The organism is Streptomyces sp. NPDC104814 (assembly GCF_055583185.1).
Map to the genome: position 1 here is coordinate 51,669 of NZ_JBVJOL010000013.1, position 26,054 is coordinate 77,722.

The window sequence follows — 26,054 nt, forward strand, 5'->3', positions numbered from 1 at the left end:
TTCGGTACCTGAAAGGTTGGCAAATGCATCCACCGAGGAGGCATTGTGAACCAGACCCCCGAGCAGATCAGCGCCACCGTCGCCCGCCTGCGCACCACCTTCCGTACCGGCCGCACCCAGCCCGTCGCCTGGCGCACCGCCCAGCTGCACGCCCTGCGCGCGATGCTCACCGGCCAGGGCGCCGAACTGGCCACCGCCCTCCACGCCGACCTCGGCAAGAGCGAGGCGGAGGCCTACCGCACGGAGATCGACTTCACCGTCCGGGAGATCGACCACACCCTCGACCACCTCGACGACTGGCTGCGCCCCGAGCCCGCCCCCGTCCCGGCCCACCTCGGCGCCGACGCCACCGCGTGGACGCAGTACGACCCCCTGGGCGTGGTCCTCGTCATCGCCCCCTGGAACTACCCCGCCCAGCTGCTGCTCGCCCCGCTCGTCGGCGCCCTCGCCGCCGGCAACGCCGTCGTCGTCAAGCCCAGCGAGCTGGCGCCCGCCACCTCCGCCGCGCTGGCCCGGCTGCTGCCCGCCCACCTCGACACCGACGCGATCGCCGTCGTCGAGGGCGGCGTCCCGGAGACCACCGCCCTGCTCGCCGAGCGGTTCGACCACATCTTCTACACCGGCAACGGCACCGTCGGCCGTGTCGTCATGCGCGCCGCCGCCGAGCACCTCACCCCGGTCACCCTCGAACTCGGCGGCAAGTCCCCGGCGTTCGTCGACACCGGCGCCGACCTCGACGTCGTCGCCGACCGGCTGGTGCGCGGCAAGTTCCTCAACGCCGGCCAGACCTGCGTCGCCCCCGACTACGTCCTGACCGACCCGGACACGGCCGCAGCCCTCGAACCGGCCCTCGCCGCCGCCGTCGAGAAGATCTACGGCAGCGACCCGCAGACCTCCCCGCACTACAGCCGCATCGTCAACGCACGCCACTTCGACCGGCTCACCGCCCTGCTCGGCTCCGGCCGCGTGGTCGTCGGCGGCGACGGCGACCGGGACGACAAGTACCTCGCGCCGACCGTCCTCGCCGACGTCGACCCGGCGTCCCCCGTGATGCGGGAGGAGATCTTCGGCCCGATCCTGCCGATCATCACCGTGCCCGGCCTGGACCAGGCCATCTCCTTCATCAACGAACGCGACAAGCCGCTCGCCCTGTACGTCTTCTCCGGCTCCGAGGACACCCGCCGCCGCGTCGCCGCCGAGACCTCCTCCGGCGGACTCGGGTACGGGCTGCCGCTCGCCCATCTCACCGTCCCCGACCTGCCGTTCGGCGGCGTCGGCGAGAGCGGCACGGGCAGCTACCACGGCCGGTACTCCCTTCAGACCTTCAGCCACCGCAAGGCCGTCCTCGACAAGCCGCTCGGCTGAGCCGGCCGCCCGCGCACCACGAGGCACGGTCCCGCGAAACGCACGGATAGGATCCGCCGATGACCACGGAAACGATCACCGCAGACCGTGCCGGCACCTGGAAACTCGGCGACCTCACCGTCAGCCGCGTCGGCTTCGGCGCGATGCGGCTGACGGGCAGCGCCGCCTTCCACCACGGCACCCCGAGCGACCGCAGCCGCTCGACAGCCGTCCTGCGCAAAGCGGTCGAGCTCGGCGTCGACCACATCGACACGGCCGCCTTCTACTTCTCCTCCCTGCGCTCCGCGAACGAGATCATCAACAGCGCGCTGGCGCCGTACCCCGACGACCTGGTGATCGCCGCCAAGGTCGGCCCGTTCCGTACGTACACGGGGGAGTGGGGCACCTCCGCGCGGCCCGAGGAACTGCGCGGCCACGTCGAGGAGAACCTGCGTCAGCTCGGCCGCGACCACCTCGACCTCGTCTATCTGCGCAGGATGAGCCAGGAGTCGATCAGCGAGCACTTCGGTGCCCTGGCCGAGCTGCGCGAGGCCGGACTGATCCGCCACCTGGGGATCTCCAACGTGGACGCCCGCCACCTCGCCGAGGCGCGGGCCATCGCGCCGGTGGTGTCCGTGCAGAACCGCTACGGGCTCGGCCACCGCACGCCGCAGAGCGAGGAGGTCCTGCGCCTGTGCGGCGAGGCGGGCATCGCCTTCGTGCCGTTCTACGCCGTCGCCGGTGCGGCCGGCGAACAGGGCGCGACCACTGACCACGACGCCGTGCTCCTCGACGTCGCCCGCGCCCACGGCGCGAGCCCGGCACAGGTCCGCCTCGCCTGGACGCTGCACCAGGGCCCGCACGTGCTCGCCATCCCCGGCACCGGCAACCCCGTTCACCTCGCCGAGAACGTGGCCGCCGGAGCCCTGCGCCTCACCGACGACGAGCTGTCACGGCTGAACGCCCTGCACGGGCAGGCCTCTCAGCCCGCGTAACCGGTCACCGGGTAGTGGTCGGAGAGGTCGGTGTAGGTGTAGGCGGTGCCCCAGCTCGACACCGTCCACGGCGCCGACTGCTCCTTGACCACCTCGTTCTTCCACACCGCGGGCCGGGCATGCCCCGCGCGGTACAGGATGTGGTCCAGGTCCTCGCGCGGGTCGTCCGGGTAGCGGTAGCGGGCGATGGAGTTCTCCTGCGTGTCGAACGAGTACGGGTGCCCGATGCGGGCGTCGGCCCCGACGAGATCGGCATCGGCGAGCATCGAGCCGTACTCGGCGCCGCGCGAGTCGACGTTCATGTCGCCGACGACCAGCACCTCCTCGTTCGCGGGGATGTTCTTCGCGTCGAGGAAGGCGTCGATCGCCTTGAACTGCCGGCTGCGCGTCACCGCGGCCTCCCCCGCGGCGCAGCCCGGGTCCGTGGACTGCGTGTGCGTGCCGACGACGTGCACCTTCGTGCCGTTCACGTTCAGCACCACGTACGCGAAGCCCTTGTCCGACCACCAGTCCGCTCCGCAGGCGTCCTTGTAGACGTACTGCTCCTTGCGCAGCACGGGCCACTTGCTGAGCACGGTGACGCCCCCGTCCTCCGGCGCCGTCGACGAGTACGCACCTCCGGTCGCGTCCCAGCCGCTGGTGCCGCGCCCCACCACCGGCGTCTGATAGGGGTATTCGGCCGCGGCGGCCCTCTTCAGCGCGTCGGAGGCGGAGTTGTCGAACGCCTCCTGCAGGACCACAACGTCGTTGCCGTGGAAGGACGACGCCTTCGGGATCTCGGCGGCCCGGTGGTCCTGGCCCCAGTTCGGGTAGAGGTTCTTGCTCATGAGGAAGGTGTTGTACGTCAGCACCCTCAGCGACGGCGCGGGATCGGCCGCGGCCGCGGGCGCCGCGCCGGCCAGTGCGGCGGCGGGCAGGGCGAGGGCGAGCACGGCTGCGCCCAGGGTGCGGCGCGGTGCGGGAAGCGTCACTGGATCTCCCTGTGGATGAAGGGCGTTGAGTGGCGCGGGACATCAAACCACCGGGAATTACCGCCGGGTAACCCCTGGGGGAGCTCCATGTGACGCGCGGGCGGCTGTCTGCCCCGCGGTGCTGCGGTGCGGCGCCTCATGCGGGTGGGTGCGTCAGCGCGTGCATGAGGTGATCTGCGACATGGGGCAGCCAGTCGGGACGTGCGTTGCCGAGGAGGTGGTCGCCGTGGGGCACGGACAGGTAGGTGCCCTGCGGCGCCAGCCGGGCCAGGGCCTCGCCGTCGGTCACGCCGGGAATGACGTCCAGGCCCCCGTCCACGACCAGCAGCGGGGCCGCGATGCGCGGTGCCAGGTCGGTGAGGTCCACCTGGCGGGCGAAGTCACGGGCGGCACCGGCTCCTCCGGCGCGCCGGGCCATGATCTCCCGTACCGGCGGAGGCAGTTCGTCCCAGTCGAGGCGGAAGGGGCCGCTGACGGTGGCGACCGCCGCCACCCGCGGTTCCAGAGCCGCGGCCCGGGCCGCGAACCAGCCGCCCAGGCTGAGGCCGACGAGTCCGACGCGGGCGACGCCGAGGGCGTCGACGACCCGGCCGACGACCTCTTCGTAGTCCGCTCGCAGGGTCGTGGTGGCGGCGAGCGAGCCCTGCCCGGGGCCGTCCATCGCGAACACCGCCAGGCCCCTCGCCAGCAGCGCGGACACCACCCCGAGGAACTCCTCCTTGGCCGAGTCCAGGCCGGGGACGACGATCACGGTGCCGGGGGCGTGCGACGGGCCGCGCAGCCACCCGGTGAAGCCCTCGCCGCTCACGCGCCGTGCGCCGGGTTCCAGCACGGTCAGCGCCCGGCCCAGCGCGTCGTCCGCCTCGGCGGCGGCACGGCTCGCCTCCGCGTACGGCGCGAGGGTGGCGAGGTGGAACCAGCGGGCCGCCGTCAGCAGGTGTTCCCCCCGGGAGACGGACGATCCGGCGCTCTCCGCGCGGCGCAGGTACGCCTGTCCGGTGCGCAGGAAGGCCGGTCCCCAGTCGGCCACGGAGGTGAGGCCGTCGGTGACGCGCCGGTATTCGTGGGGGTCGACGCCCGCGCCCGTGGCACGGGTCCACTGTGCGGCGGCGAACTCCGCTGCCTTCATCGTGCTCCTCCCGTCAGCAGGACGGCCTTGCCGCGTATCCGGCGCTCGCGCAGATCGACCAGCGTGCCGGCGGTCCGGGTCCAGTCGGCGACCCGGCCGATCTCCGGGTGCAGCCGCTCCTGTTCCACCAGGCGCACCAACGCGGCGAGATCGGCGCCGTAGGGGGCGCCGGCGTAGTGGAAGTGCTGGATGGTGACCCGTTCGGGCCCGTTGAGCAGGTCGAAGAAGTCGAGGGTCACCGGGGTGCGGCTCGCCTGGCCGAACCAGACGAGCAGGCCGCCCGGGCGGACCTTCGACAGGGCCACCGGCAGATCCGGCCCGCCCGTCGACTCCAGTACGACGTCGAACGGCCCCTGCGCCGCCGCCACCTCGTGCACCACCTTCGCGCCCAGCTCCGCGAGGCGCTCGCCCCGGGCCGGGGTGGCCGTCACGGCGGTCAGCTCGGCCCCCGCCCCGACGGCCAGCTCGGTGACGTAGTGACCGACCCCGCCCGAGGCGCCGGTCAGCAGCACCCGCCTGCCGGCCAGGGAACCGGCCGTACGCAGCAGCCGCAGAGCGGTGATCCCGGCCAGCGGCAGGGCGGCCGCCCGTACGCACTCGATGCCGTCCGGGAGCACCGCGAGGGAGTGCGTGGGTACGGCGGCGTACTCGGCCCAGCCGCCCTGCGGCGGATGCCCGACGACGCGGGTGCCGATGCCGGGGCCCGAGCCGTCGGCCGCCGCCTGGACGACGAGCCCCGCGATGTCCTTGCCGGGCAGCAGCCCCGGCCGTGGGTGTTCGAGCAGGAACGTCTCACCCCGGTTCGGCGCGAACGCCTCCACCTTGACCAAAGCCTCACCGGGCTCCGGAACGGGCTGGGGGACCTCGGCGAGGACGACCGGACGCGCCGCGTCCCCCGTGGGAATCAGTCTTCGCATGCCGGGAATCCAACCGCCGCGGCCGCGGCGCCCTCCAACAACGCCCGGGCACGGCCGACAACTTCCGGTTGTCGCCTAAGGTGAGGGCGATGGATCTCGACATGGCGCAGGTGCGTGCCTTTGTGCGCACCGCCGAGGAACTGCATTTCGGGCGGGCGGCGGCAACGCTCGCCATCTCCCAGCAGGCGCTGTCCAAGAGGGTCGCGCGGCTGGAAGCCCTGCTCGGTACCGAGCTGTTCCGGCGCGACGGCAGCGGGGTGCGGCTCACCGACGCCGGCCGGCGTTTCCTGTCGCCGGCCCGGCAGGCCCTGGCGGCTTCGGACGCCGCGGTCGCCGCGGCCGTGGGGCAGGACCGTCCCCTGCGGGTGGACGTCTTCGGCCATCTCTACGCGCCGATGCGGACGCTGGCCCAGGTCGCCGGGCGGGCCGGGGAAATGGTGCTGGGGCACGGGCGCGACTTGGCGTCGGTGACCGCGGCCCTGCTGGACGGCGACATCGACGCGGGCTTCGGGCGGGTCCACCCCCCGCTGCCGACGGGCCTCGCCCACCGGCTCATCCGCCTGGAGCCGGTGGACGCCGTACTCGGCGCCGACCATCCCCTCGCGGCCGAACCGGCGTTGCGCCCGCAGCAGTTGAGCGGCAGCCTGCTGTGGGCGCCCGGCCCGCTCGACCGGCTCGACTTCCTCCACCAGTTCGCCGAGCGGTTCGCCGTCCGGACCCGGGGCACGAGCATCAACCTGGGCCTCGCCCACTTCCTCGCCGAGGTGGCGGAGGACCCTCACCGCTTCTCGCTGCTGCCCGCCGACGTGCCCCTGCCGGACGTCCCCGGGGTGCGCTGCGTGCCGCTGGTCCACCCGACGCCGCTGTACGCCTGGTCGCTGCTGTGGCGCGCCGGCGACGGCCATCCCGGACTGGCCGACCTCATGGCCGCCTGTGCCGGGCAGGCGGGGAAGAGCCGGTGGCTGGAGTACGACCCGGCCCGCGACTGGCTGCCCGAACCGCCCGCGAACGCCCCCGGCACCTCGGCGGCCCCGGTCACCGGGTGATACCGGCGCCGCGGTCCGGGGCGCGGCGGGGCCGGCCAGGGAACACCGTGAAGACGACCTCCCAGGGCCGACCCCGCGACGCCGGGATGATCCAAACGACAGCCCCTAGATCACCCACACCCCGTCGCGCATGAGATGCCGCCCCGGCAGCTCGTGAACGCCTCGCCATGCCTGGACCGCGACCGGCCGTACCCGGAAGAAGGCGTACGACGCGCTGTCACGCCGGGGATCCCAGCCCGTCCGCTCCGTGAACATCCCGCCCGCCGCCGACGGCACCTCGGCCGCGCCGTAGCTCTCCACCTCCCCGTCGATGAGCACCACGTCCCGGGTGTCGCCGAACGCCAGCCGGGCGCGCCTGCCGTCGCGGAGATTGCGGCCGGTCGGATGGGTGAGCCGGGTCGACATCCACGCGGACTCGCCGTCCCAGACGAACCACAGCGCCACCAGGCACGGCAGACCCTGGGCGTCCGCCGTCGCCACCCACACGTCCCGCTCCCGGCCCAGCCGCTCCAGCACGTCCCGCTTGCGGTGCCCGGCGTCGCGGGGCTCCTCGGTGATCTTCATGTGCGGGACGGTAGTCACGGTCCTCGGGCCGGCGCCTCGGGCCGGGGTCCCGGCCGGGATACGGCCGTCGTCCTAGGTCCGCCGAGCGGGACTGGCGTCCGGGAGGTTTTACGTATAACCTCTCCCGCTAACCACCCGCACGGAAGGTTCCGATGAGACGCATCGCCCTGGTCACCCTCGTCGTCGACGACTACGACGAGGCGATCCGCTTCTACACCGAGGCCCTCGGCTTCCGTCTCGCCGAGGACGCCCCGCGCCCCGACGGCTCCCGATGGGTCGTCGTCGAGCCCGGCGACGGCAGCCACGGCACCGGCCTGCTGCTGGCCCGGGCCAAGGGCGAGGCGCAGGCGGCCCGTGTCGGCGACCAGACCGGCGGGCGTGTCGGCTTCTTCCTGCACACCGACGACTTCGCCCGCGACCACGCCCGCATGGCGGCCGCCGGAGTGACCTTCCTGGAGGAGCCGCGGCACGAGCCGTACGGCACCGTCGCCGTCTTCCAGGACCTGTACGGCAACCGCTGGGACCTGCTCCAGCCCGCCGGCTGACGTCCGTGGCCCCGCCGGCCGGACTCTGAGTCCCCGCTGACTCCCCTCCGGGGCCCCGCCGTCCGATCCAGCCCCCGCATCTTCCGAACCACCCCCGCTCGAGGAAAGATCCACCATGACCGCTACGCGCGTAGATGCCGATGTGATCCGCCGCCTCCCCAAGGCCGTCCTCCACGACCACCTGGACGGCGGTCTGCGCCCCGCCACCGTCGTGGAGCTGGCCGCCGAGGTCGGGCACACCCTGCCCACCACCGACCCCGACGAGCTGGCCGCCTGGTACTACGAGGCCGCCAACTCCGGTGACCTCGTCCGCTACATCGCCACCTTCGAGCACACCCTCGCCGTGATGCAGACCCGCGAGGGCCTGCTGCGCACCGCCGAGGAGTACGTCCTCGACCTCGCCGCGGACGGCGTCGTCTACGCCGAGGTGCGCTACGCGCCCGAGCTGAACACGCAGGGCGGTCTCGCCATGAGCGAGGTCGTGGAGACGGTCCAGGAGGGCCTCGCCGCCGGCATGGCCAAGGCGGCCGCCGCCGGCACGCCCGTCCGCGTCGGCACCCTGCTGTGCGGCATGCGCATGTTCGACCGGGTCCGCGAGGCCGCCGACCTGGCCGTCGCCTACCGTGACGCCGGCGTGGTCGGTTTCGACATCGCGGGCGCCGAGGACGGGTTCCCGCCCGCCGACCACCTCGCCGCGTTCGAGCACCTGCGCCGCGAGAGCGTGCCGTTCACCATCCACGCGGGCGAGGCGCACGGCCTGCCCAGCATCCACCAGGCTCTCCAGGTGTGCGGCGCCCAGCGCATCGGGCACGGCGTGCGGATCACCGAGGACATCGTGGACGGCAAGCTCGGCCGCCTCGCCTCCTGGATCCGTGACCGCCGTATCGCGCTGGAGATGTGCCCGACGTCGAACCTGCAGACGGGCTGCGCCACCTCCATAGCCGAGCACCCGATCACCGAACTGAAGAACCTCGGCTTCCGCGTCACCCTCAACACCGACAACCGTCTGGTGTCCGGCACGACGATGACCCGCGAGATGTCCCTGCTGGTGGAGCAGGCCGACTGGAGCGTCGAGGACCTGCGCACGGTCACGGTGAACGCCGTCAAGAGCGCGTTCATCCCGTTCGACGAGCGCAAGGCCCTCATCGAGGACGTGATCCTGCCGGGCTACGCGCTCTGAGCCCTGCCGTCCGGATCAGCCGGACAGCAGTCCGCGGACGTAGGCGGCCTGTCCGACGTGCTGGAGATCGTCGGACAGGACGCTGACCAGACGCACGCCGAGGGTGACCGGCGGGTCCCAGCGCTCGTCCACCACGCGCTCCAGGTCCTTGGCGGCGAGGGTGCGCAGGGCCGACATCGTCTGTTCGTGCACGGCGTCGTAGTAGCCGGTGAGCAGGTCGGGGGAGTCGACCCGCACCTTGGCGACCTTGGCGGAGGTGTGCCCGTACCCGGTGTCCCCGCGCGGCAGGTCCAGGCCGAACCGCTTCTCCCAGTCCTGGGTCAGCCACACCTGGTCGAGGCCGAAGGCGTCGGCGACGTGGTCGTCCTGGACCCGGGTGAGATGCCAGACCAGCCAGGCGATCGAGTTGGCGCCGGCGGAGGGGCGGGAGGCGAGCTGGTCCGCTCCCAGCCCCTCGACGGCGGCATGGACTTCTTCCTGGATACGGCCGTAGCCGTCGATGAGGATGTCCTTCGCATGCATACGACCACCATCGCGCACCGCGCGCCGGGGCGCTCCCTCATTGCGGATCCGGCTCCGGGCCGGCGCCTCACGCGCAGTCGCCGCCGCTCTCCCGGAGCGTCATCAGGGCCCGGGCCGCCGGGCTGGTGGACTGCGGGGGCGGCAGCAGGGCCACGGTCTCGTACGCCGGGTCCCGCGCGTCCTTGACCGGCAGGGCGGTCAGCGACGGCCGCTTGTGGCGGAAGTGGCGCGGCACCACGGCGATGCCGAGGTTCTCGTCGACCAGGTCCAGCAGGCTGTGCACGTCGTTCACCTCCAGGGCGACCGTGCGCCGCACACCCGCCGCGGCGAAGGCGGCGTCGGTGGCGCCGCGCGGGCCCCAGTCGGGGTGGAAGTCGACGAAGACCTCGCCGGCGAGGCCGTCGAGCGTGACGGCGGCGGCGCCGGCCTCGGCCAGCCGGTGCGTGGGATGGCACAGCACCGTCATCGGCTCACCGGCCAGCGCGACCGAGCGCAGCTGCTCGGTGTCGGCCTGGGTGCGGTAGACGAAGGCGCAGTCCAGGCGCCCGGCGGCGACCTCCTCGGCGAGCGCGCCGGAGCCGGTCTGCCGCAGCCGGATCTCGACGTCCGGATGGCGCCGCCGGAAGGCGGCGAGCAGCCCGGCCACATCGACCCCGGCGATGCACTGCTCGGTACCCAGTGACAACGTGCCGCGCAGTACGCCCTGCACGGCGGCGACCGCCTCGTGCGCCGCGCGCACCCCGGCCAGGATCCGTTCCGCCTCCCGCAGCAGGGCCCGCCCCGCCTCGGTGAGCGTGACCCGGCGGGTGGTGCGCACGAACAGCGGGGTCTGCAACTCCCGCTCCAGCGCCCGGATCGAGGCCGAAAGACCGGACTGGGAGACCATCAGCCGCTCGGCCGCCCGGGTGAAGTGCTGGTCCTCGGCGACGGCGACGAAGTGCTGGAGATGGCGCAGTTCCATGATTGTGCAGCCTAATCGCACAATCCCATCGGATTCTCCTGTTGGACCACTGCCCCCAGGTCAGGCCAGAGTGGGTACCGGTTCCACGCACCGGATCACGTGCCTTACCCCTCATGGAGTCGCGTTGTACACCGCACACCCCGACCGCTACGCGGACATGCCCTACCGGCGCACCGGACGCAGCGGCCTGAAGCTGCCGGCGCTGTCGCTCGGACTGTGGCACAACTTCGGCCCGGACCGCCCGGTCGAGACCCAGCGGGCCATCCTGCGCACCGCCTTCGACCTGGGCGTCACCCACTTCGACCTGGCCAACAACTACGGCCCGCCGCCCGGCGCCGCCGAGCTGGCCCTCGGTGAGGCGCTGAAGGACGACTTCGCCGCCTACCGCGACGAGCTGGTGATCTCCACCAAGGCGGGCTATCTGATGTGGCCCGGCCCGTACGGCGAGTGGGGCTCGCGCAAGTACCTGCTGTCCTCGCTCGACGCGAGCCTGAAGCGGATGGGCCTGGAGTACGTCGACGTCTTCTACTCGCACCGCCCGGACCCGGACACTCCGCTCGAGGAGACGATGGGCGCGCTGCACTCGGCGGTCCAGCAGGGCAAGGCGCTGTACGTCGGCGTCTCCAACTACTCCCCGGAGCAGACCCGGGAGGCGGCCCGCATCCTCGCCGACCTCGGCACCCCGCTGCTGATCCACCAGCCGCGCTACTCGATGCTGGACCGCCGGCCCGAGGAGAGCGGCCTGCTGGACACGCTGGACGAGCTGCAGGTCGGGTCCATCGCCTACTCGCCGCTGGACCAGGGCCTGCTCACCGCCCGGTACCTGGACGGCATCCCGGAGGGCTCCCGCGCGGCGAGCGACAGCCCCTTCCTGCAGCGCGACGCGGTGACCGCCGATCTGGTCGCGACGCTGCGGGAGCTGGACGGCATCGCGAAGTCCCGTGGTCAGTCCCTGGCCCAGATGGCCCTGGCCTGGGTGCTGCGCGGCGGCCGGGTCACCTCCGCGCTGGTCGGCGCGAGCAGCCCGGAGCAGCTGCGCGACAGCGTGGCGGCCATCGGCAACCTCGACTTCGACGCCGGGGAACTGGCCCGTATCGACGCGGCGATCAAAGGCTGAGCCGCGGGGGAGACGGCTGCGCGGGCGGCTGAGGCGACTGTTCAGCGGCCGAGCCGTTCGGTGAGCCGTACGGTCACCTCGTCGCCCTCCTCCTTGCCGATGGCCCGGCGGACCTCCGCCTTGACGGGGAGCTTGTGGGTGCCGTCGCCGAGCGCCATGAAGGAGCTCTCGAAGGGGTGGCCGTCGACGGTGCCGCGGACCTTGACCAGTCCGCGGGTGCCGAAGAAGCCGACGGATTCGGGCCAGACCACATAGGTCCAGCCGCCTCGGGCGGGGCTCTTGCGCAGGACGGCGGTGAACTCGGCGTCCAGCTCGGTGTGCGTGGTCATGATGTCCTCCGGCGGTCGGCGGTCCCGCTGTGCGGTCGGTGGCCCACACGCGTGGTCGGCGTTCCCCCGCGCGGTCGGCGGCCCCCGCTGTGCGGTCGGTGGTCCTGCGGTGCAGACCCCCGGCCGCCGGAGAACTCATCGCTGCTGCCGCTCAGACCCCGTCCGGCACCCGGTCCAGGAAGCCGAGCACGGTGCGGATGCGTCCCTCGCCGTCCAGCGTCACCACGTCGGAGCCGGCCACCGGGGCGGAGCCGTCCGTCTCGCTCACCAGCTCCCAGGAGAAGCGGGCCGTGTCGTGGTGCCCGTCCACGGCACCGGTGAGCCGGAAGGCGAACCCCGGGAACTGCTCGCGGGCACCGGCGATGAGCGCGGCGATCGCGTCGTGGCCGCGGACGTCGGCGAGGGGGTCGGTGTAGCTGCCGTCGGCCGTCCAGGCGGCGGCGACCGCCTTGGCGCGTGCCTCGGCGTCGGAGGCGTTCCAGGCCTCGAAGTAGCGGGCGACGGCGGCGTCGTAACGGTCGGTGGTGTGCTGGGACATGGTGAATCACCCTCCACGAGGTCGTGCGTCGATGTCTCGGACCCGGATCGGGGACCTCCGTGATCCGGTGACACCACCCTGCCCTGGCGCGCGGACCTGGTCGATTACCCGTGAGGTAAGGCGCCTGCCGCGACGGCCCGCCGGATTTCGGCCAAGAAAGGCCGTGAATATGCCAGGAGACTGGCCGGAAAGTCATGGTGACAGTGATTCAGCCGTGAACATACTCGAACACGGGCGGTAGTGCACCGCCTACGAGCCGCACCGAAAGCGAGGCCCGGCGCGCGAGCGACCGACGGGGGAGTGGGACGGTGCACGACGAATTCCTGTGCCATGTCACGGCGTACGGCGTCTGCGACGGCCGGCGCGTCGGGGTACCGCTCGGCACCTACCGGGCGCCCACGCTGGCGCTCGCCCTGTGGTGGCTGCGCGACCGGGCCTCCTGGATCGCCGAGCGGCTGGACCCGCGTCCGGAGAGCGAGGCGTTCCCGCCGAGCGCCCTGGTGCCGGTCTCCGACACCGTGCCGGACGTCCCCTCCGTGCTGCGCGCCTGGTGCGCGGACGTGACCCGGCAGGAGCAGGTGGCCGACGCGCTGTCGACCGGACGGCTGGTGCGCATCGCCGCCAGCGACGACACCACCGAGTACGAGCTGCTCGCCGAGTCGGTCGACGCGCTGCGCATGCAGCGGGCAGCTCCGGTCCTGGTCGCCCCGGTCGCCTGACCCGGCCGCCGCCAGGGCCTTCTCACTCGGACGGCGCACAAGGGGATCAATCGGTAGAATCCTGGCATGGCGGAGCGCCCTGCCGCATCGACCGCACCCGAACTCGTGCTGGAGACCGACTCGGGTACCACGGTGATGACCCCCGGCCGCGACTACCACGTCGGCCGCGACCCCCTGTGCGACATCGTCCTCGACGACGCCCGCGTCTCCTGGCACCACGCGGTGCTGCACCCCGACGCCGACCACTGGACGCTCCAGGACGACCACAGCACCAACGGCACCTGGGCCGACGGGCGGCGCGTCCATCAGTGGGGCGTCGGCCCCGGCAGCGTCATCCGGTTCGGCAACCCCGCCGACGGCCCGTGCGTCGTCCTCGTCAGCCCGCCCGGCGCCACCCCGGCGCGCCCCTCCGGGGTGTCGATGCCCGCCCTCACCGGCACCTTCCGCCGGCCCACCACCGTACGGCCGCTGCCCCTGCGCACCGTGCGCATCGGCCGCGCCGCCGACAACGACCTCGTCCTCGACGACCTGGTCGTCTCCCGCCGCCACGCCGAACTGCGCCATCTGCCGGACGGCAGCTACGAGATCGCCGACCTCGGCAGCCACAACGGCACGTTCCTCAACGGCCGCCCGATCGACGCCGCCCCGATCGGGCAGGGCGACATCGTCGGCATCGGCCACTTCGCGTTCAGCCTGGTCGGCGACCAGTTGCAGGAGTACGTCGACACCGGCGAGGTCTCCCTCGACGTGCAGGACCTCACGGTCGCCGTCGACCGGGGCCGCAAGACGCTGCTGGACCACGTCTCCTTCCCGGTCGGCCAGAAGTGCCTGCTCGCCGTCGTCGGCCCGAGCGGCGCCGGCAAGTCCACCCTGCTGGGCGCCCTGACCGGCCAACGCCCCGCCGGCCACGGCACCGTCCTCTACGACGGCCGCGACCTCTACCGCGACTACGCCGAACTGCGCCAGCGCATCGGCCTCGTGCCGCAGGACGACATCCTGCACCCCCAGCTCACCGTCCGCGCCGCCCTGTCCTACGCCGCCGAACTGCGTTTCCCGCAGGACACCGCCAAGGCCGAGCGGCGCGAGCGCGTCGAGGAGGTCATCCGTGAACTGGGCCTCGAACAGCGCGCCGGACAACCCGTGCACAGCCTCTCCGGCGGCCAGCGCAAACGGGTCAGCGTGGCGCTGGAGCTGCTGACCAAGCCGTCGCTGCTCTTCCTCGACGAGCCGACCTCGGGACTCGACCCCGGCATGGACCGCTCGGTGATGCACATGCTGCGCGGCCTCGCCGACGACGGCCGCACCGTCATCGTCGTCACCCACAGCGTGCTGAGCCTCGACGTGTGCGACCGGCTGCTCGTCCTCGCCCCCGGTGGCCGGGTCGCCTGGTACGGGCCGCCCGAGGAGGCCCTCGCGTTCTTCGGCTACGAACAGTGGCCGGAGGCGTTCGAGGCCTTCGAACGCGACCAGGACCGCGACTGGGCGGCCCAGTACCGCACCTCGCCGCAGCACCGCCGCTACGCCGACGCCGGAGCGCAGCCACGCGTGCCCCGCGACGGCCCGGTGATCATGGAGCGGCCGTCCGCGCCGCGCAGCTGGGGCGCGCAGCTCGGCACCCTGATCCGCCGCTACACGGCCGCCCTCGGTGCGGACCGGACCTTCCTCGCCATCATGATCGCGCTGCCGTTCGTCATGGGAGCGATGGCCCGCGCCCTCGCCGGCAGCCACCTGACCCGGGACACCGCGATGAACGCGCTGCTCATCCTGTGTGTCGGCGGGGTCCTGACCGGGGCGGCCAACGCCGTGCGCGAACTGGTCAAGGAACGGGTGATCTACCAGCGGGAGAGAGCCGTCGGCCTGTCCAGATCGGCGTATCTGATGTCCAAGGTCGTCGTCCTCGGCACGGTGACGATCCTCCAGGCGGTCGTGCTGACCCTGGTGGCGCTGCTCGGCGTCGACCTGAACGCCCCCGGCGGCAAGGGCGTCCTGATGCCGCCGCTGGTGGAGATCATCATCGCCGTCGCGCTGCTGGCGTTCACCGCGATGATGCTCGGGCTGCTGGTGTCGGCACTGGTGCGCAAGGAAGAGGTCACCATGCCGCTGCTGGTGCTGCTCGCCATCGTGCAGGTGGTGTTCTGCGGCGCCCTGCTCAAGCTGCACGGCGTGCCCGGTCTGGAGCAGCTGTCCTGGCTGGTGCCCTCGCGGTGGGCGCTCGGCGCGATGGCGGGCACGGTCGGGCTCGGCCGGATCGTGCCCGGCGAGCTGACCTCCGACCCGCTGTTCAAGCACGCGGCGGGCGTGTGGCTGCTCAACATCGCCATGCTGCTCGTGCTGTCGGCGCTCTTCGGCTGGGTCGTGGCCCGGCTGCTGCGCCGCCACGAACCCGTCGTGATGCGGAAGTAGGCACCCGGACGTGACCCGGACGCAGGCCCCCGAACCGTCGTGCGGAAGCAGGCGCCCATGACCGCGCCGGTACCCGGCTTCGCGCCGACCCACGTCGTCCCCCAGGGCGGCATGCCCGCCTGGGAGGCTCCCGACCCGGACCGGCCGACGGTCCCGCTGGACGCGCTGCTGCCGCTGCAGCTGGCGGAGCGGCGCGGCGACTGGGCCCACGTGCTGTGCTCCAACGGCTGGTCCGCCTGGGTCGACGGCCGTCTCCTCGTGGCCGTCCCCCAGGACCCGCCGCGATCCGGCGGACCCGCCGCCGTGACGGCCGACCCGCGCCCGCTGCTGGCCGGCGCCGAGGCGGCCCTCGCCCGCTACCGCGGCGCCGTCGAGGACCTGTCGGCCGGCACCCTGGACGGTGAGACCTTCCGCCGGCGCACGCACGGCACCCGGATCGGTGTCGTCGTCGACGGCGAGGACGTCTGGCTCTTCGACGCCGCGCACGAGCGATGGGTGTACGCCGACGGGACCCGGCTGAGCACCTACGCCGTCGAGGACGCCCCCCGGGCGGAACGCCCGCCCGCGCACGCCGGCGAGGGCGCACCCCGGCCGGACCGCACGCCCGACCACGCCCCGACCCGCGTGGTGAGACCCGATGAGCCGTGACACCAGCCTGTTCTCCGGCCGCCCCGCCGACCTGATCGGCCGCCAGGTCGCGGGCTACCGCATCGAGCAGGAGATCGGCCGCGGCGGCATGGCCGTCGTCTACCGCGCCCACGACCTGCGCCTGGATCGCACGGTCGCGTTGAAGCTGCTCGCGCCGGAGCTCGCCCGCAACGACACCTTCCGGGGGCGCTTCGTGCACGAGTCGCGGGTAGCCGCCGCGATCGACCATCCGCACATCGTGCCGGTCTTCGAGGCCGGCGAGACCGACGGCGTGCTGTACATCGCCATGCGCTACGTCGCCGGCAGCGACCTGCGCCATCTCCTGGACCGCCGGGGCCCGCTGCCGCTCGACACGGCCGTGCGCATCGCCGCCCAGGTGGCCTCCGCGCTCGACGCCGCGCACGAACACGGTCTCGTCCACCGCGACGTCAAACCCGGCAACATCCTCGTCGCCCGCGGCACCGACAGCGACCATCCCGAGCACGTGTACCTCACCGACTTCGGGCTGACGAAGAAGTCGCTGTCGCTGACCGGGTTCACCACGGTCGGCCAGTTCGTCGGCACCCTGGACTACGTCGCCCCGGAGCAGATCTCGGGCCGCCCGGTCGACGGCCGCTGCGATGTGTACGGCTTCGCCTGCGTCGTCCACGAGTCCCTCGCCGGCCGCCCGCCGTTCCGCCGGGACGACGACATGGCCCTGCTGTGGGCCCACCAGTACGACGATCCGCCTCCGCTCACCGAGGCCCGGCCCGATCTGCCGGCGGCCGTCGACGCCGTCTTCGCCCGGGCCCTGGCCAAGAGCCCCGACGAGCGCCACCCGACCTGCCTCGCCTTCGTCGCCGACCTGCGCGCGGCGGCGGCCGGAGGCGCGGCCGGCGGCCACCCGCCGACGGAGGTGGACCTCAGCGTGGTACCGCCCGGTCAGGGCGGCCCGAAGGCCCCGCCGCGCTGGGCACGGCCGGTCTTCGAGCGTTGAATTCCGAACGTCGGGGACGGGCCGTCCTCGCACCCTGCGTCGGGGCGGGCTCAGTCTTGTGGAGGTCTGCGTCAGGGGCGGGGTCCGCGTCGGCGGACCCGGACGGCGGCGAGCGCGCCGAGGAAGCCGCCCACCAGACCCCACAGCAGGGCCCAGCCCACCGCCGTCCCCACCTCGGGCGTCAGGAACAGCTTGCCGGACAGGCCCCCGCCCAGGTCGCCGATGCCCATCAAGGACAGACCGTAGTGGGCGGAGATCCGGCCGACCAGGCAGATCATCAGGACGGTGAGGGCGAGCGCGATCGCCAGGTGCACCGCGTGCTGCCACAGCCGGACCCGGGCCGGGGAGCGCACCGCCATCACGAACGCCGCCCCGAGCACCAGCACGGCGGCCGCGACCAGCAGCCACCAGGCCTTCGCGTCGCGCTCGGTCAGGGTGTGCAGGTTCAGCGTGGAGACGTCGGGCGTGCGCAGCACCTCGTCCAGCAGATGCGGCATCGGCAGTCCGAACGGCCCGTCGACCCGGCCGTGCCAGCTGGCGCCGAGGCCGAGGGTGAACGCCAGCCAGACCACGTTCGGCAGGCCCAGCAAAATCACCGCGAACGTCTCCGCCGCGTGGCCGCGGGACGCGGCGACGATCAGCCCGACGACCACGCCCGCCGCGACGCAGGTCAGCAGCAGCACGACCATCGCGTACGCCGCCGGGCGCACCGAGTCCGCGAACCGCACGACGCGCGGCGGCAGCGGCGCCCCGCGGGCGACCAGCAGCGCGAGGGCCAGCACCCCGGCCAGCCACAGCAGACCGAACAGCACGGTCAGCGGCACGTCCGTGGTGAAGCCGACCTCGGGTCTGATGCCGAAGATCTCGCCCAGATCGCTGAGCGTCTCGTTGCCGAGAGAGATCGCGAAGGTGTGCCGGGCGGCGAAGGCCAGTCCGATCAGCCCGATCAGCCACAGCAGCGCGATGCGTCCCGCCCAGCCCGCCAGCTCGGTGCCGCCCGCCACCGCGCGGTGGCGCAGCGGCCGCAGGAACCCCCAGGCCACGACGAGTGCGCCGGCCAGGGTCACCGACAGCGGCATCACGGTCACACCCGCTCCGGTGTCGGCGAGCGCGCCGGCGCTTCCGGTCACCTCCACCGAACCGCCGACGGCCGTGACGACGGTCGCCGCCACCACCCGCCAGAAGCCGCCGTCCGGCAGGTCGGCGGCACCGGCCGCCCACAGCCCGAGCGCCGCCGTCACCCCCATGACGACAAGACCGGACAGCACCGTGGCCAGGGCCTGGATCCAGCCGTGCCGTGCGACGGCAGGGGCGGATGTGGTTCGCGGGCTCACACCGACACGCTATGCAGGGCACGCCCCGCCCGCGCGCCGGGAGAGCCGTCCGCGTCCGCTCGCGGCCCCACCGCAATCCGGATCACAATGGGGACGGTGTGGAGAAAAGCGGCATGCAGCAGAGGAAATGCCGCGAAAGACCCACGCGGGAAGAGGAGCCTGTGAGCGCCGAACCACCCTCCTCGGGCCGACCGACCGGACCGCCGGGTTCCTCCGGGCGCCCCACCGGACCCCCCTCCGGCCCGCTGTCGGGGCCCGGAGGTCACGGCGGGCCGCCCTCCGGTCCTCCCTCCCCGCCCACCGGCGGCTCGTCCCGACCGCCCGAGCCGCGCCGCCCCTGGTGGAAATCCGCGCCCCGCATCGCCGTGCTCACCGCGGTGATCGTCGCAGCGGTGGTCGTGGCCGTGGTCCTCGGGCGCTCCGGCGGCTCCGGCGGCTCCGGCAGCTCGGCCGGCGGCGGCGAGGTGTTCCTGCAGGCGGCCGGGAAGACCGGCCCGGACCCGTTCACGCCCTCGACCGCCACCGACAGCTCGGCGCCGCCCGTCTCCGCCGCCCCCACCACACCGTCGGCCCCCGTGAACGCGGTCCGCGCCGTCGACGGCTCGGCGCCCGGCCTCTACGGCGGCACCCGCAAGGTCTCCAGCTGTGACGTCGAACGCCAGATCCGCTATCTGACGGCGGCGCCCGAGAAGAACCAGGCCTTCGCCGCCGTCGCCGGAGTCCGAGCCGACCAGGTGCCCGCCTACCTGCGTTCCCTCACCCCCGTCCAGCTGCGCATGGACACCCGTGTCACCAACCACGGCTACCGCGACGGCGCGGCCACCAGCTACCAGGCCGTCCTCCAGGCAGGCACCGCCGTCCTCGTCGACGGCCACGGCACACCGAGCGTGCGCTGCGCCTGCGGCAACCCGCTCACTCCGCCGGTCGCCCAGCAGGGCACCGTCACCCGCAAGGGCGACTCCTGGCCGTCGTACCGCTCCTCCGACGTGGTCGCCGTCGCCCCCAGCACCCGGGTCATCACCGTCTTCGTCCTCTACGACCCCGATCACCACACCTGGATCGCCCGGCCTCGCGGCGACACCGGCGGCCACGACCGCAAGACCCACCCGCCCGCCTCGCCGACCCCGTCGTCCAGCGTGTCCACCTCCGTCGCCCCCACCACCCACCCGGTGCCCGAGACGTCCACCGCGTCCTCGTCGGCCCCGGTGCCGCCGTCCTCCGAGCCGCCTTCCTCGCAGTCGTCCGGCTCCGAGCCGCCCAGCTCCTCGCCGCCCACCTCCGCTTCCTCCGCACCCGAGCCGCCCTCGCCCGGATCACCGTCCGGCGAGTCACCGGGGTCCTCGGGCTGAACCGCGTGTGACCGAAACCGCTCGGTGCGGCGGCCCGGGCGGGGAGTGCGCGGCGAGACTCGGGGTACGAGCACAGGTGCAGCAACGTCCGGCCGTACCGGCTTCCTAGAGAGACACGCATGACCGAGCACTTGGGCGGGGAAGTGATACCGACGGGTTTCGACGTACCCGTGGAGCCCCTGAGAAGGGCCACCCACTACACCGGCGAGCCCGGCAGCATCGCCGAGGCGCGCGGCTTCACCGCGCAGTTCGTGGAGCAGTTGCGCACCGAGTGGTGCGCAGAGATCGGCGGACGCGCCGAGGAAGCCCTGCTGCTCGTCGTCAGCGAACTGGTCACCAACGCCGAACGGCACAGCAACGGCCCGTACATCCTGGAGCTGGAGGGAACGGACGCCACGGTCACGGTGTCCGTCTACGACAGCAGCGCCGCTCTGCCGATGCGTTTCCCGCGCGATCCCGAGCGGGTCGGCCGGCACGGCCTGGAGATCGTCCACGCACTGGCGGCGCAGGTCAGCGCCGAACGGGTCCCCGTCGGCAAGCGGGTGAGCGCCCTGCTGCGCCTGCACCCGCAGTGAGCGGGCCGAGCACCCTTTGCGAAGGTGCCGCCGGCCCGCTCCCGCAGTTCTCCGCAGTGCTCAGGCGCAGCCCAGTTCGCCGAGCATGCCCTCACGCAGCCGCAGGATGATCCGCTTGATCAGGCGGGAGACGTGCATCTGCGAGCAGCCGAGCCGTTCGCCGATCTCCGCCTGCGTGGCCTCCTCGACGAACCGCATGTGCAGGATCTGCCGGTCGCGCTCACCCAGTTCGGCCATCAGCGGGGCCAGCGACTGGAAGTCCTCCACGAGCCGCAGCCCTTCCTCCTCCACGCCGATGAAGTCGGCGAGCACGGCCTCGCCGTGCTCGGGGCCGTCGCCGGTGAGGGCGGCGTCCAGCGAGGAGGAGTTGTAGCCGTTCGCGGCGATCTGCGCCTCGACCACCTCCTTCTCGGAGATGTTCATCAGCGTCGCAAGCTCGGCGACCGTCGGCTCCCGGTCGAGCCGGCTGGCCAGCTCGTCGCGGGCCTTGGCGAGTTCGACGCGCAGCTCCTGCAGCCGCCGCGGCACGTGCACGGCCCAGGTCGTGTCACGGAAGAACCGCTTGATCTCACCGACGATGTAGGGCAGCGCGAACGACGTGAACTCCACCTCGCGCGCCAGCTCGAACCGGTCGATCGCCTTGATCAGGCCGATCATGCCGGTCTGGACGATGTCCTCCATGTCGTCGCCGCGCCCGCGGAAACGGCCGGCCGCGAAGCGGACGAGGGACATGTTCATCTCGATGAGGGTGTTGCGCGCGTACTGGTATTCGTGCGTGCCCTCCTCGAGTTCCGCCAGGCGTCGGAAGAACTGGCGGGACAGCTGCCGCGCGTCCCGCGGGGCGATCGTCCGCGGGTCCTCGACTCCCGGCAGCGGGCTCTCGCCCGTGCTGGTTCCGGCAGCCTTCGCGGCGACCTGTGCCTCCGACCGGATCACGGCGGTGGACATCGGCTTTCCCTCCCACGGATGTACGGTGCGACGTGTTGCGCTGCCCCTCCGCCTACCCGGAGTCGTCCAGAGCATGCCCCCCATTTCGCGGAAGCGGCCGAAAACCGTTCCTCGCGCAGTGAGGGGGGACTTCACCCAGGGCGGAACGGCGAAGCCTTGTCCTCGCCAACACGCCTTCTAGGCTGGGCGGATGAGCACTCAGACACCGAACGAAGCCCGTGTGGACGCATCGCCCGCGAACCAGCCCCGGGTGAACGATTCCCGCGCGAACGTACCCGGGGTGGGCCAGGCGCGCATGCCGGGGGTGGGCCAAGCACGCGTACCCGGGATGGGCCGGGCGCAGGTCATCCCGCTGCGCCCCCCGGCCGCCGGTCCGCAGCGCCGCCCCGCGGCGAAGGAGCCGCTGTGGCGGGACCTGGTCGGCGATGTGCTGCGCCGTGAACGGCAGGCCCAGGAACGCACCCTCAAGGACGTCGCCGAGGCCGCCCGGATCTCCATGCCGTATCTGTCCGAGGTGGAGCGGGGCCGCAAGGAGGCCTCCTCGGAGGTCCTCGCGGCCGCCGCCCACGCCCTCGGGCTCAGCCTCGGCGACCTGCTGGCGCGCGCCCAGACGGAACTCGTCCGCGTCACCGCCCGGACCACTCACCCGAACCGCAGGGCGACCACGAACAGCGCGTCGCTCAACGGGCTGTGCCTGGCCGCCTGAGCGCGCCGCGTCTCACAGTCCCGACTGGCGCCTGGTCAGCACCCGGTCCGCCAGCCCGTAGGCGACCGCCTCGTGCGCGGTGAACACCTTGTCCCGGTCCATGTCCGCGCGGAGCGTGGCGATGTCGTGCCGGGTGTGCCGGGACAGCACCTCCTCCACCTGGGAGCGGATCCGCACCATCTCCTGGGCCTGCAGGGCCAGGTCGGACACCGTGCCCTGGCGGCCGCCGGACGCGGGCTGGCCGAGCAGCACCCGCGCGTGCTCCAGCACGAACCGCCGTCCCGCGTCCCCGCCCGCCAGCAGCACGGCCGCCGTGGAGGCCGCCTGGCCGACGCAGAACGTGGAGATGGGCGCCTGGACGAACGTCATCGTGTCGTAGATCGCCATCAGGGAAGTGAACGAGCCACCGGGGGAGTTGAGGTAGATCGCGATCTCCTGCTCGGGCGCCGCCGACTCCAGATGGAGCAGCTGCGCGATGACGACGTTGGCCACGCCGTCGTCGATCTCGGTGCCGAGGAAGATGATCCGCTCGTTCAGCAGCCGGCTGAAGACGTCGAAGGACCGCTCGCCCTGCGGGGTGCGCTCGATGACGTTCGGAATCGTGTACGTGCCCATGCTCACAGTCCCATCCGTCGCCGGGAGGCAGCCGGGCGCACGTCCGCGAAGGAATCCACGACCCGGTCGACCATGCCGTACTCCTTGGCCTCCTCGGCCGTGAACCAGCGGTCCCGGTCGCCGTCCCGGGAGATGGTCTCCGGGCTCTGGCCGGTGTGCTCGGCGGTGATCCGCTCGATGGTCCGCTTGGTGAACTCCAGGTTCTCCGCCTGGATCTCGATGTCCGCGGTGGTGCCGCCGATGCCGGCGGACGGCTGGTGCATCATGATCCGCGCGTTGGGCAGGGCGTACCGCTTGCCGGGCGCGCCGACGCTGAGCAGGAACTGGCCCATGCTCGCGGCGAATCCCATGGCCAGCGTCGAGACGTCGTTCGGGATGAGCCGCATGGTGTCGTAGATCGCCAGGCCGGCGTGCACCGAGCCGCCGGGGGAGTTGACGAACAGGCTGATGTCGGTGCGCGGGTCCTCCGCGGACAGGATCAGCAGCTGGGCGCAGACCCGGTTGGCGGAGACCTCGTCGACCTGGGTGCCGAGCAGCACGATCCGCTGCCCGAGCAGATGGGCCGCGAGCTGGTCGTCGAAGCGGGTCGGCAGGGTGTCGCCCTCCTCGGCGCGGGGCGCGAGGGCGGTGAGTGGGGTCATGGGAACTCCCGTCGGATCGGGGATCGGCTTCGACTCCACTGTCGGCCCGGGCCGGCGCTCACAGGCGGTTTCTCTGCCCGCGGCGAATTCGCCACGGGCAGAGCCCGCCCTCAGCCCTTCTCGCGCAGCTGCCGGAAGAACGCCCGCACGTCCGTGACCAGCAGGTCCGGCTCCTCCATCGCGGCGAAGTGGCCACCGCGGTCGAACTCGGTCCAGCGCACCAGGTTCTCGGTGCGCTCCGCCCGGTGCCGCAGCGGGATCTGGATCTCCTTCGGGAACAGCGCCAGCGCGGTGGGCACGGTGGACGGCTCCTGCGGGGCGGCGGCACGGCCGGTGGTGTGGGCACGTTCGTAGTAGATCCGCGCGGACGAGCCGGCCGTCCCGGTCAGCCAGTACAGCATCACGTTCGTCAGCAGCCGGTCCCGGTCCACGGCCTCCTCGGGCAGCTCCTCGGAATCCGTCCACTCCCGGAACTTCTCGATGATCCAGGCGAGTTGCCCGACCGGGGAGTCCGTCAGCGCGTAGGCCAGAGTCTGCGGCTTCGTCGCCTGCAGCGCCGCGTAACCGCTGCCGTCACGGAACCACCGGTCCCAGCTGTGCCAGGACCGCAGCGCCTCCTGCCGCTGATCGGGGCCGAGCGCCGCGAGCTCCTCTTCGGTCGGCTCGGTGAGCTGCTGGGCACCGGGCAGCAGATTGAGGTGGACGCCGATGACCCGGCCGGGATGGGCGCGGCCCAGCTCGCGGGAGATCGCCGCGCCCCAGTCGCCGCCCTGGACCCCGAACCGCTCGTAGCCGAGCCGGGTCATCAGCTCCGCCCACGCGTCGGCGACCCTGCCCGCCTCCCAGCCCGGCTCGGTGGTCGGACCCGACAGCCCGAACCCCGGGATGCCCGGTACGACGACGTGGAAGGCGTCGGCCGCCTCGCCGCCGTGCGCCACCGGGTCCGCCAGCGGTCCCACGACGTCGAGGAACTCCACGATGGAGCCGGGCCAGCCGTGCGTGAGGATCAGCGGGGTGGCGTCCGGCTCGGAGGAGCGAATGTGGGCGAAGTGCACATGCTGCCCGTCGAGGGTCGTCGTGAACTGCGGCCACCGGTTCAGCCGCGCCTCCGCCGCCCGCCAGTCGTAGGTGTGCCGCCAGTGGTGGACGAGGTCGCGCAGATAGCCGACGGGTACCCCGCACGCCCAGCCGGTGCCCGGGAGCTGGTCCGGCCAGCGGGTGCGGTCCAGGCGGTCGTGGAGGTCGTCGAGGTCGCTCTGCGGGATGTCGAGACGGAAGGGACGGATGCCGGTGTCCGCGGCGGATGACGTCATGGCCCGGATGCTAGGGCCTGTCGTTCGGTTCATCCCGGCGTCGCGCGAGATGCACCGAAGCTCCCGGCCGGCCTGATCCGAACGACAGACCCCAGGTGACCCGGGTGAAGAGGCCGTACGGATCAATGGCTGCCCGTGGCCGATGAGTTTCGCCGCCCCGTCCGGTCGACACTGGTGACCGCGTTCCGCGCCGCTCGGCGCCTTCAGGAGGTGTCCCATGACCACCGACGGATTCACCACGTGTCTCTGGTTCGACGGCCAGGCAGAGGAAGCCGCGCACTACTACGTGTCGGTCTTCAAGAACGCCGCCATCGGACGGATCGGCCGCTACACCGAGGCCGGGCCGGGCCCCGCCGGTTCCGTGATCGCCGTCGACTTCACGGCCAACGGCCAGAAGTTCGTCGCCCTCAACGGCGGCCCGCAGTTCACCTTCAACGAGGCGATCTCCTTCCAGATCTACTGCGACAGCCAGGAGGAGGTCGACCACTACTGGGCCAAGCTCACCGAGGACGGCGGCGAGCCGGGACCCTGCGGCTGGCTGAAGGACAAGTACGGGGTGTCCTGGCAGGTCATCCCGGACGGGCTGATCGACATGATCAGCGACCCGGACCAGGAGAAGGCGGCCCGGACGATGAGGGCCATGATGGCCATGGGCAAGCTCGACAAGGCCGCGCTGGAGAAGGCCTACGCCGGGCAGGAGTGAGGCCGCGGAGCACCCGCTGTCCGCGGCCACCGACCCCGCCCCGGCCCGTCCGTGCCGGGGGCCGGCCGTTCGACGCGCGTCGCGGGCGGGGGATGGCTAGCGTGAGGAACCGTGACAATCCCCACCGAACGGGAAGAGGGCTGCGATCATGGCCGTACCACCTGAGGGAACCCCCTGCTGGGCCGACGCGATGTTCTCCGACGTGGAGGCAGCCAAGAGCTTCTACGGCGACGTCCTCGGCTGGACCTTCGGCGAGGCGTCGTCGGAGTACGGCAACTACACGCAGGCCTACGCCGACGGCAAGGCCGTCGCCGCGGTCGTCCCGCCGATGCCGGGCCAGGAGGGCACGTCCGCGTGGTGTCTGTACTTCGCCTCGCCGGACGCCGCGGCGACCGCCGCAAAGGTCCGCGAGCACGGCGGCGAGGTGCTGATGGAGCCGATGCAGGTCGGCGACTTCGGCACCATGGTCCTCGCGCGCGACCCCGCCGGCGCCGTGTTCGGCGTGTGGCAGGGCGGCACGCACGAGGGCTTCGAGGCGTCGCCGCAGCAGCCCGGCGCCTACTGCTGGGCGGAGGTGTTCACCCGGGACCCGGACAAGACCGACGCGTTCCTGACGGCGGTCTTCCCCTACAGGGCCAAGCAGTTGCAGGACGACGCGGTCGACTACCGGATGTTCGACGTCGGCGAGGACACCGTCGTCGGCCGGATGCGGATGGGTGAGGAGTTCCCGCCCGAGATCCCCTCCTACATCAACGTCTACTTCACGGTGAGCAACTGCGACGAGGCCGTCGAGAAGGCCACCAAGCGCGGCGCCGTCCTGCGCTTCGGCCCGATGGACAGCCCCTTCGGACGCTTCGCCGCGCTGAGCGACCCGCAAGGAGCCGCCTTCTCGGTGATCGACATCACCACCACGGCAGGAGAGATGCCGCAGACCGCGGACGTCTCCTAGGGGGTTCCTGGCCACGG

General features: G+C 72.6%; 28 protein-coding genes. 15 read left to right on the top strand and 13 right to left on the bottom strand.

Features of this window, described 5'->3' with window-relative positions; all coding sequences use genetic code 11:
• Window positions 1-45: 45 nt before the first annotated feature.
• Together ACZ64A_RS32605 and ACZ64A_RS32610 are read left to right on the top strand one after the other, a co-directional pair.
• Window positions 46-1,365, top strand: a complete 1,320-nt coding sequence (locus tag ACZ64A_RS32605) for an aldehyde dehydrogenase family protein (RefSeq protein WP_469815534.1) — start codon at window positions 46-48, stop codon at window positions 1,363-1,365.
• Between the two features lie 59 nt (window positions 1,366-1,424).
• A complete protein-coding gene (locus tag ACZ64A_RS32610) occupies window positions 1,425-2,339 on the top strand; it encodes an aldo/keto reductase (protein ID WP_469815535.1) in 915 nt (304 codons plus the stop codon).
• Here the strand turns inward: ACZ64A_RS32610 and sph are convergent.
• From sph to ACZ64A_RS32625, 3 genes are all read right to left on the bottom strand, one after another.
• Window positions 2,327-3,310, bottom strand: a complete 984-nt coding sequence (gene sph, locus ACZ64A_RS32615; RefSeq protein ID WP_469815536.1) for a sphingomyelin phosphodiesterase — start codon at window positions 3,308-3,310, stop codon at window positions 2,327-2,329. The two genes, ACZ64A_RS32610 and sph, sit on opposite strands and share 13 nt — an antisense overlap.
• 136 nt (window positions 3,311-3,446) lie before the next feature.
• Entirely contained in the window at window positions 3,447-4,439 is a 993-nt protein-coding gene (locus ACZ64A_RS32620; protein ID WP_469815537.1) for an alpha/beta hydrolase family protein, read from the bottom strand.
• Window positions 4,436-5,356 carry a zinc-binding dehydrogenase gene (locus ACZ64A_RS32625; protein ID WP_469815538.1) on the bottom strand — a complete coding sequence of 307 codons (921 nt, stop codon included), beginning with the start codon at window positions 5,354-5,356 and terminating at the stop codon, window positions 4,436-4,438. Before ACZ64A_RS32625 ends, ACZ64A_RS32620 begins: the two co-directional genes overlap by 4 nt.
• An 89-nt stretch (window positions 5,357-5,445) precedes the next feature.
• Between ACZ64A_RS32625 and ACZ64A_RS32630 the strand changes: the two genes are divergently transcribed.
• Window positions 5,446-6,402 carry a LysR family transcriptional regulator gene (locus tag ACZ64A_RS32630; RefSeq protein WP_469815539.1) on the top strand — a complete coding sequence of 319 codons (957 nt, stop codon included), beginning with the start codon at window positions 5,446-5,448 and terminating at the stop codon, window positions 6,400-6,402.
• 105 nt (window positions 6,403-6,507) lie between these two features.
• Here ACZ64A_RS32630 and ACZ64A_RS32635 read toward each other — a convergent pair whose 3' ends face one another.
• Window positions 6,508-6,966, bottom strand: a complete 459-nt coding sequence (locus ACZ64A_RS32635) for a pyridoxamine 5'-phosphate oxidase family protein (protein ID WP_469815540.1) — start codon at window positions 6,964-6,966, stop codon at window positions 6,508-6,510.
• Window positions 6,967-7,118: 152 nt separating this feature from the next.
• Between ACZ64A_RS32635 and ACZ64A_RS32640 the strand changes: the two genes are divergently transcribed.
• Window positions 7,119-7,511 carry a VOC family protein gene (locus ACZ64A_RS32640; RefSeq protein WP_469815541.1) on the top strand — a complete coding sequence of 131 codons (393 nt, stop codon included), beginning with the start codon at window positions 7,119-7,121 and terminating at the stop codon, window positions 7,509-7,511.
• A gap of 115 nt (window positions 7,512-7,626) precedes the next feature.
• Window positions 7,627-8,691: an adenosine deaminase gene (locus tag ACZ64A_RS32645; protein ID WP_469815542.1), complete on the top strand. Its 1,065-nt coding sequence runs from the start codon at window positions 7,627-7,629 to the stop codon at window positions 8,689-8,691.
• Window positions 8,692-8,706: 15 nt separating this feature from the next.
• Here ACZ64A_RS32645 and ACZ64A_RS32650 read toward each other — a convergent pair whose 3' ends face one another.
• Window positions 8,707-9,213, bottom strand: a complete 507-nt coding sequence (locus ACZ64A_RS32650) for a mycothiol transferase (protein ID WP_469815543.1) — start codon at window positions 9,211-9,213, stop codon at window positions 8,707-8,709.
• A 67-nt stretch (window positions 9,214-9,280) separates the two neighbouring features.
• Window positions 9,281-10,174, bottom strand: a complete 894-nt coding sequence (locus ACZ64A_RS32655) for a LysR family transcriptional regulator (RefSeq protein ID WP_469815544.1) — start codon at window positions 10,172-10,174, stop codon at window positions 9,281-9,283.
• Window positions 10,175-10,298: 124 nt separating this feature from the next.
• Between ACZ64A_RS32655 and mgrA the strand changes: the two genes are divergently transcribed.
• Window positions 10,299-11,291: an L-glyceraldehyde 3-phosphate reductase gene (gene mgrA, locus ACZ64A_RS32660; RefSeq protein ID WP_469815545.1), complete on the top strand. Its 993-nt coding sequence runs from the start codon at window positions 10,299-10,301 to the stop codon at window positions 11,289-11,291.
• A 41-nt stretch (window positions 11,292-11,332) separates the two neighbouring features.
• On the opposite strand, the gene ACZ64A_RS32665 is transcribed toward mgrA, so the two are convergent.
• Both ACZ64A_RS32665 and ACZ64A_RS32670 read right to left on the bottom strand, forming a co-directional pair.
• A complete protein-coding gene (locus ACZ64A_RS32665; protein ID WP_469815546.1) occupies window positions 11,333-11,620 on the bottom strand; it encodes a DUF1905 domain-containing protein in 288 nt (95 codons plus the stop codon).
• A gap of 151 nt (window positions 11,621-11,771) precedes the next feature.
• Complete coding sequence (locus ACZ64A_RS32670) at window positions 11,772-12,158, bottom strand: nuclear transport factor 2 family protein (protein ID WP_469815547.1); 387 nt, start codon at window positions 12,156-12,158, stop codon at window positions 11,772-11,774.
• 308 nt (window positions 12,159-12,466) lie between these two features.
• On the opposite strand from ACZ64A_RS32670, the gene ACZ64A_RS32675 reads away from it, so the two are divergent.
• From ACZ64A_RS32675 to ACZ64A_RS32690, 4 genes are all read left to right on the top strand, one after another.
• Window positions 12,467-12,877 (top strand): hypothetical protein, encoded by a 411-nt coding sequence (locus ACZ64A_RS32675; RefSeq protein WP_469815548.1) that lies wholly within the window; start codon window positions 12,467-12,469, stop codon window positions 12,875-12,877.
• Between the two features lie 66 nt (window positions 12,878-12,943).
• Window positions 12,944-15,280 (top strand): ABC transporter ATP-binding protein/permease, encoded by a 2,337-nt coding sequence (locus ACZ64A_RS32680; protein ID WP_469815549.1) that lies wholly within the window; start codon window positions 12,944-12,946, stop codon window positions 15,278-15,280.
• 57 nt (window positions 15,281-15,337) lie between these two features.
• On the top strand, window positions 15,338-15,928 hold the full coding sequence (locus ACZ64A_RS32685; protein ID WP_469815550.1) for an SH3 domain-containing protein: 591 nt from the start codon (window positions 15,338-15,340) through the stop codon (window positions 15,926-15,928).
• Complete coding sequence (locus tag ACZ64A_RS32690) at window positions 15,918-16,904, top strand: serine/threonine-protein kinase (RefSeq protein WP_469815551.1); 987 nt, start codon at window positions 15,918-15,920, stop codon at window positions 16,902-16,904. Before ACZ64A_RS32685 ends, ACZ64A_RS32690 begins: the two co-directional genes overlap by 11 nt.
• Before the next feature lie 71 nt (window positions 16,905-16,975).
• On the opposite strand, the gene ACZ64A_RS32695 is transcribed toward ACZ64A_RS32690, so the two are convergent.
• Window positions 16,976-18,238, bottom strand: a complete 1,263-nt coding sequence (locus ACZ64A_RS32695) for a streptophobe family protein (protein WP_469815552.1) — start codon at window positions 18,236-18,238, stop codon at window positions 16,976-16,978.
• Between the two features lie 161 nt (window positions 18,239-18,399).
• Between ACZ64A_RS32695 and ACZ64A_RS32700 the strand changes: the two genes are divergently transcribed.
• Both ACZ64A_RS32700 and ACZ64A_RS32705 read left to right on the top strand, forming a co-directional pair.
• The gene (locus tag ACZ64A_RS32700; RefSeq protein ID WP_469815553.1) at window positions 18,400-19,587 is read left to right on the top strand and encodes a DUF6777 domain-containing protein; all 1,188 of its coding nucleotides are present in this window, start codon (window positions 18,400-18,402) and stop codon (window positions 19,585-19,587) included.
• Window positions 19,588-19,706: 119 nt separating this feature from the next.
• The gene (locus ACZ64A_RS32705; RefSeq protein WP_469815554.1) at window positions 19,707-20,162 is read left to right on the top strand and encodes an ATP-binding protein; all 456 of its coding nucleotides are present in this window, start codon (window positions 19,707-19,709) and stop codon (window positions 20,160-20,162) included.
• Window positions 20,163-20,222: 60 nt separating this feature from the next.
• Here the strand turns inward: ACZ64A_RS32705 and ACZ64A_RS32710 are convergent, their stop codons facing one another.
• Window positions 20,223-21,110: an RNA polymerase sigma factor SigF gene (locus ACZ64A_RS32710; protein WP_361638661.1), complete on the bottom strand. Its 888-nt coding sequence runs from the start codon at window positions 21,108-21,110 to the stop codon at window positions 20,223-20,225.
• 328 nt (window positions 21,111-21,438) lie between these two features.
• Between ACZ64A_RS32710 and ACZ64A_RS32715 the strand changes: the two genes are divergently transcribed.
• Window positions 21,439-21,816, top strand: coding sequence for a helix-turn-helix domain-containing protein (locus tag ACZ64A_RS32715; RefSeq protein ID WP_469815656.1), 378 nt, complete (start codon window positions 21,439-21,441; stop codon window positions 21,814-21,816).
• 12 nt (window positions 21,817-21,828) lie between these two features.
• Here ACZ64A_RS32715 and ACZ64A_RS32720 read toward each other — a convergent pair whose 3' ends face one another.
• From ACZ64A_RS32720 to ACZ64A_RS32730, 3 genes are all read right to left on the bottom strand, one after another.
• On the bottom strand, window positions 21,829-22,431 hold the full coding sequence (locus ACZ64A_RS32720; protein WP_469815657.1) for a ClpP family protease: 603 nt from the start codon (window positions 22,429-22,431) through the stop codon (window positions 21,829-21,831).
• A 2-nt stretch (window positions 22,432-22,433) separates the two neighbouring features.
• Window positions 22,434-23,072: an ATP-dependent Clp protease proteolytic subunit gene (locus tag ACZ64A_RS32725; protein WP_469815555.1), complete on the bottom strand. Its 639-nt coding sequence runs from the start codon at window positions 23,070-23,072 to the stop codon at window positions 22,434-22,436.
• Between the two features lie 110 nt (window positions 23,073-23,182).
• Window positions 23,183-24,385 carry an epoxide hydrolase family protein gene (locus ACZ64A_RS32730; protein ID WP_469815556.1) on the bottom strand — a complete coding sequence of 401 codons (1,203 nt, stop codon included), beginning with the start codon at window positions 24,383-24,385 and terminating at the stop codon, window positions 23,183-23,185.
• A 217-nt stretch (window positions 24,386-24,602) separates the two neighbouring features.
• Here ACZ64A_RS32730 and ACZ64A_RS32735 point away from each other — a divergent pair, with 217 nt between their 5' ends.
• Entirely contained in the window at window positions 24,603-25,088 is a 486-nt protein-coding gene (locus ACZ64A_RS32735) for a VOC family protein (RefSeq protein WP_469815557.1), read from the top strand.
• Between the two features lie 148 nt (window positions 25,089-25,236).
• Entirely contained in the window at window positions 25,237-26,037 is an 801-nt protein-coding gene (locus ACZ64A_RS32740; protein ID WP_469815558.1) for a VOC family protein, read from the top strand.
• Window positions 26,038-26,054: the final 17 nt, after the last annotated feature.

Bases quoted from the DNA above. Each gene is read 5' to 3' on its own strand.
- ACZ64A_RS32610 (WP_469815535.1), top strand. From the start codon at position 1,425: ATGACCACGGAAACGATCACCGCAGACCGTGCCGGCACCTGGAAACTC.
- ACZ64A_RS32620 (WP_469815537.1), bottom strand. From the start codon at position 4,439: ATGAAGGCAGCGGAGTTCGCCGCCGCACAGTGGACCCGTGCCACGGGC.
- ACZ64A_RS32625 (WP_469815538.1), bottom strand. From the start codon at position 5,356: ATGCGAAGACTGATTCCCACGGGGGACGCGGCGCGTCCGGTCGTCCTC.
- ACZ64A_RS32630 (WP_469815539.1), top strand. From the start codon at position 5,446: ATGGATCTCGACATGGCGCAGGTGCGTGCCTTTGTGCGCACCGCCGAG.
- ACZ64A_RS32635 (WP_469815540.1), bottom strand. From the start codon at position 6,966: ATGAAGATCACCGAGGAGCCCCGCGACGCCGGGCACCGCAAGCGGGAC.
- ACZ64A_RS32640 (WP_469815541.1), top strand. From the start codon at position 7,119: ATGAGACGCATCGCCCTGGTCACCCTCGTCGTCGACGACTACGACGAG.
- ACZ64A_RS32645 (WP_469815542.1), top strand. From the start codon at position 7,627: ATGACCGCTACGCGCGTAGATGCCGATGTGATCCGCCGCCTCCCCAAG.
- ACZ64A_RS32650 (WP_469815543.1), bottom strand. From the start codon at position 9,213: ATGCATGCGAAGGACATCCTCATCGACGGCTACGGCCGTATCCAGGAA.
- ACZ64A_RS32655 (WP_469815544.1), bottom strand. From the start codon at position 10,174: ATGGAACTGCGCCATCTCCAGCACTTCGTCGCCGTCGCCGAGGACCAG.
- ACZ64A_RS32665 (WP_469815546.1), bottom strand. From the start codon at position 11,620: ATGACCACGCACACCGAGCTGGACGCCGAGTTCACCGCCGTCCTGCGC.
- ACZ64A_RS32670 (WP_469815547.1), bottom strand. From the start codon at position 12,158: ATGTCCCAGCACACCACCGACCGTTACGACGCCGCCGTCGCCCGCTAC.
- ACZ64A_RS32680 (WP_469815549.1), top strand. From the start codon at position 12,944: ATGGCGGAGCGCCCTGCCGCATCGACCGCACCCGAACTCGTGCTGGAG.
- ACZ64A_RS32685 (WP_469815550.1), top strand. From the start codon at position 15,338: ATGACCGCGCCGGTACCCGGCTTCGCGCCGACCCACGTCGTCCCCCAG.
- ACZ64A_RS32690 (WP_469815551.1), top strand. From the start codon at position 15,918: ATGAGCCGTGACACCAGCCTGTTCTCCGGCCGCCCCGCCGACCTGATC.
- ACZ64A_RS32705 (WP_469815554.1), top strand. From the start codon at position 19,707: ATGACCGAGCACTTGGGCGGGGAAGTGATACCGACGGGTTTCGACGTA.
- ACZ64A_RS32710 (WP_361638661.1), bottom strand. From the start codon at position 21,110: ATGTCCACCGCCGTGATCCGGTCGGAGGCACAGGTCGCCGCGAAGGCT.
- ACZ64A_RS32715 (WP_469815656.1), top strand. From the start codon at position 21,439: ATGGGCCGGGCGCAGGTCATCCCGCTGCGCCCCCCGGCCGCCGGTCCG.
- ACZ64A_RS32720 (WP_469815657.1), bottom strand. From the start codon at position 22,431: ATGGGCACGTACACGATTCCGAACGTCATCGAGCGCACCCCGCAGGGC.
- ACZ64A_RS32725 (WP_469815555.1), bottom strand. From the start codon at position 23,072: ATGACCCCACTCACCGCCCTCGCGCCCCGCGCCGAGGAGGGCGACACC.
- ACZ64A_RS32730 (WP_469815556.1), bottom strand. From the start codon at position 24,385: ATGACGTCATCCGCCGCGGACACCGGCATCCGTCCCTTCCGTCTCGAC.
- ACZ64A_RS32735 (WP_469815557.1), top strand. From the start codon at position 24,603: ATGACCACCGACGGATTCACCACGTGTCTCTGGTTCGACGGCCAGGCA.
- ACZ64A_RS32740 (WP_469815558.1), top strand. From the start codon at position 25,237: ATGGCCGTACCACCTGAGGGAACCCCCTGCTGGGCCGACGCGATGTTC.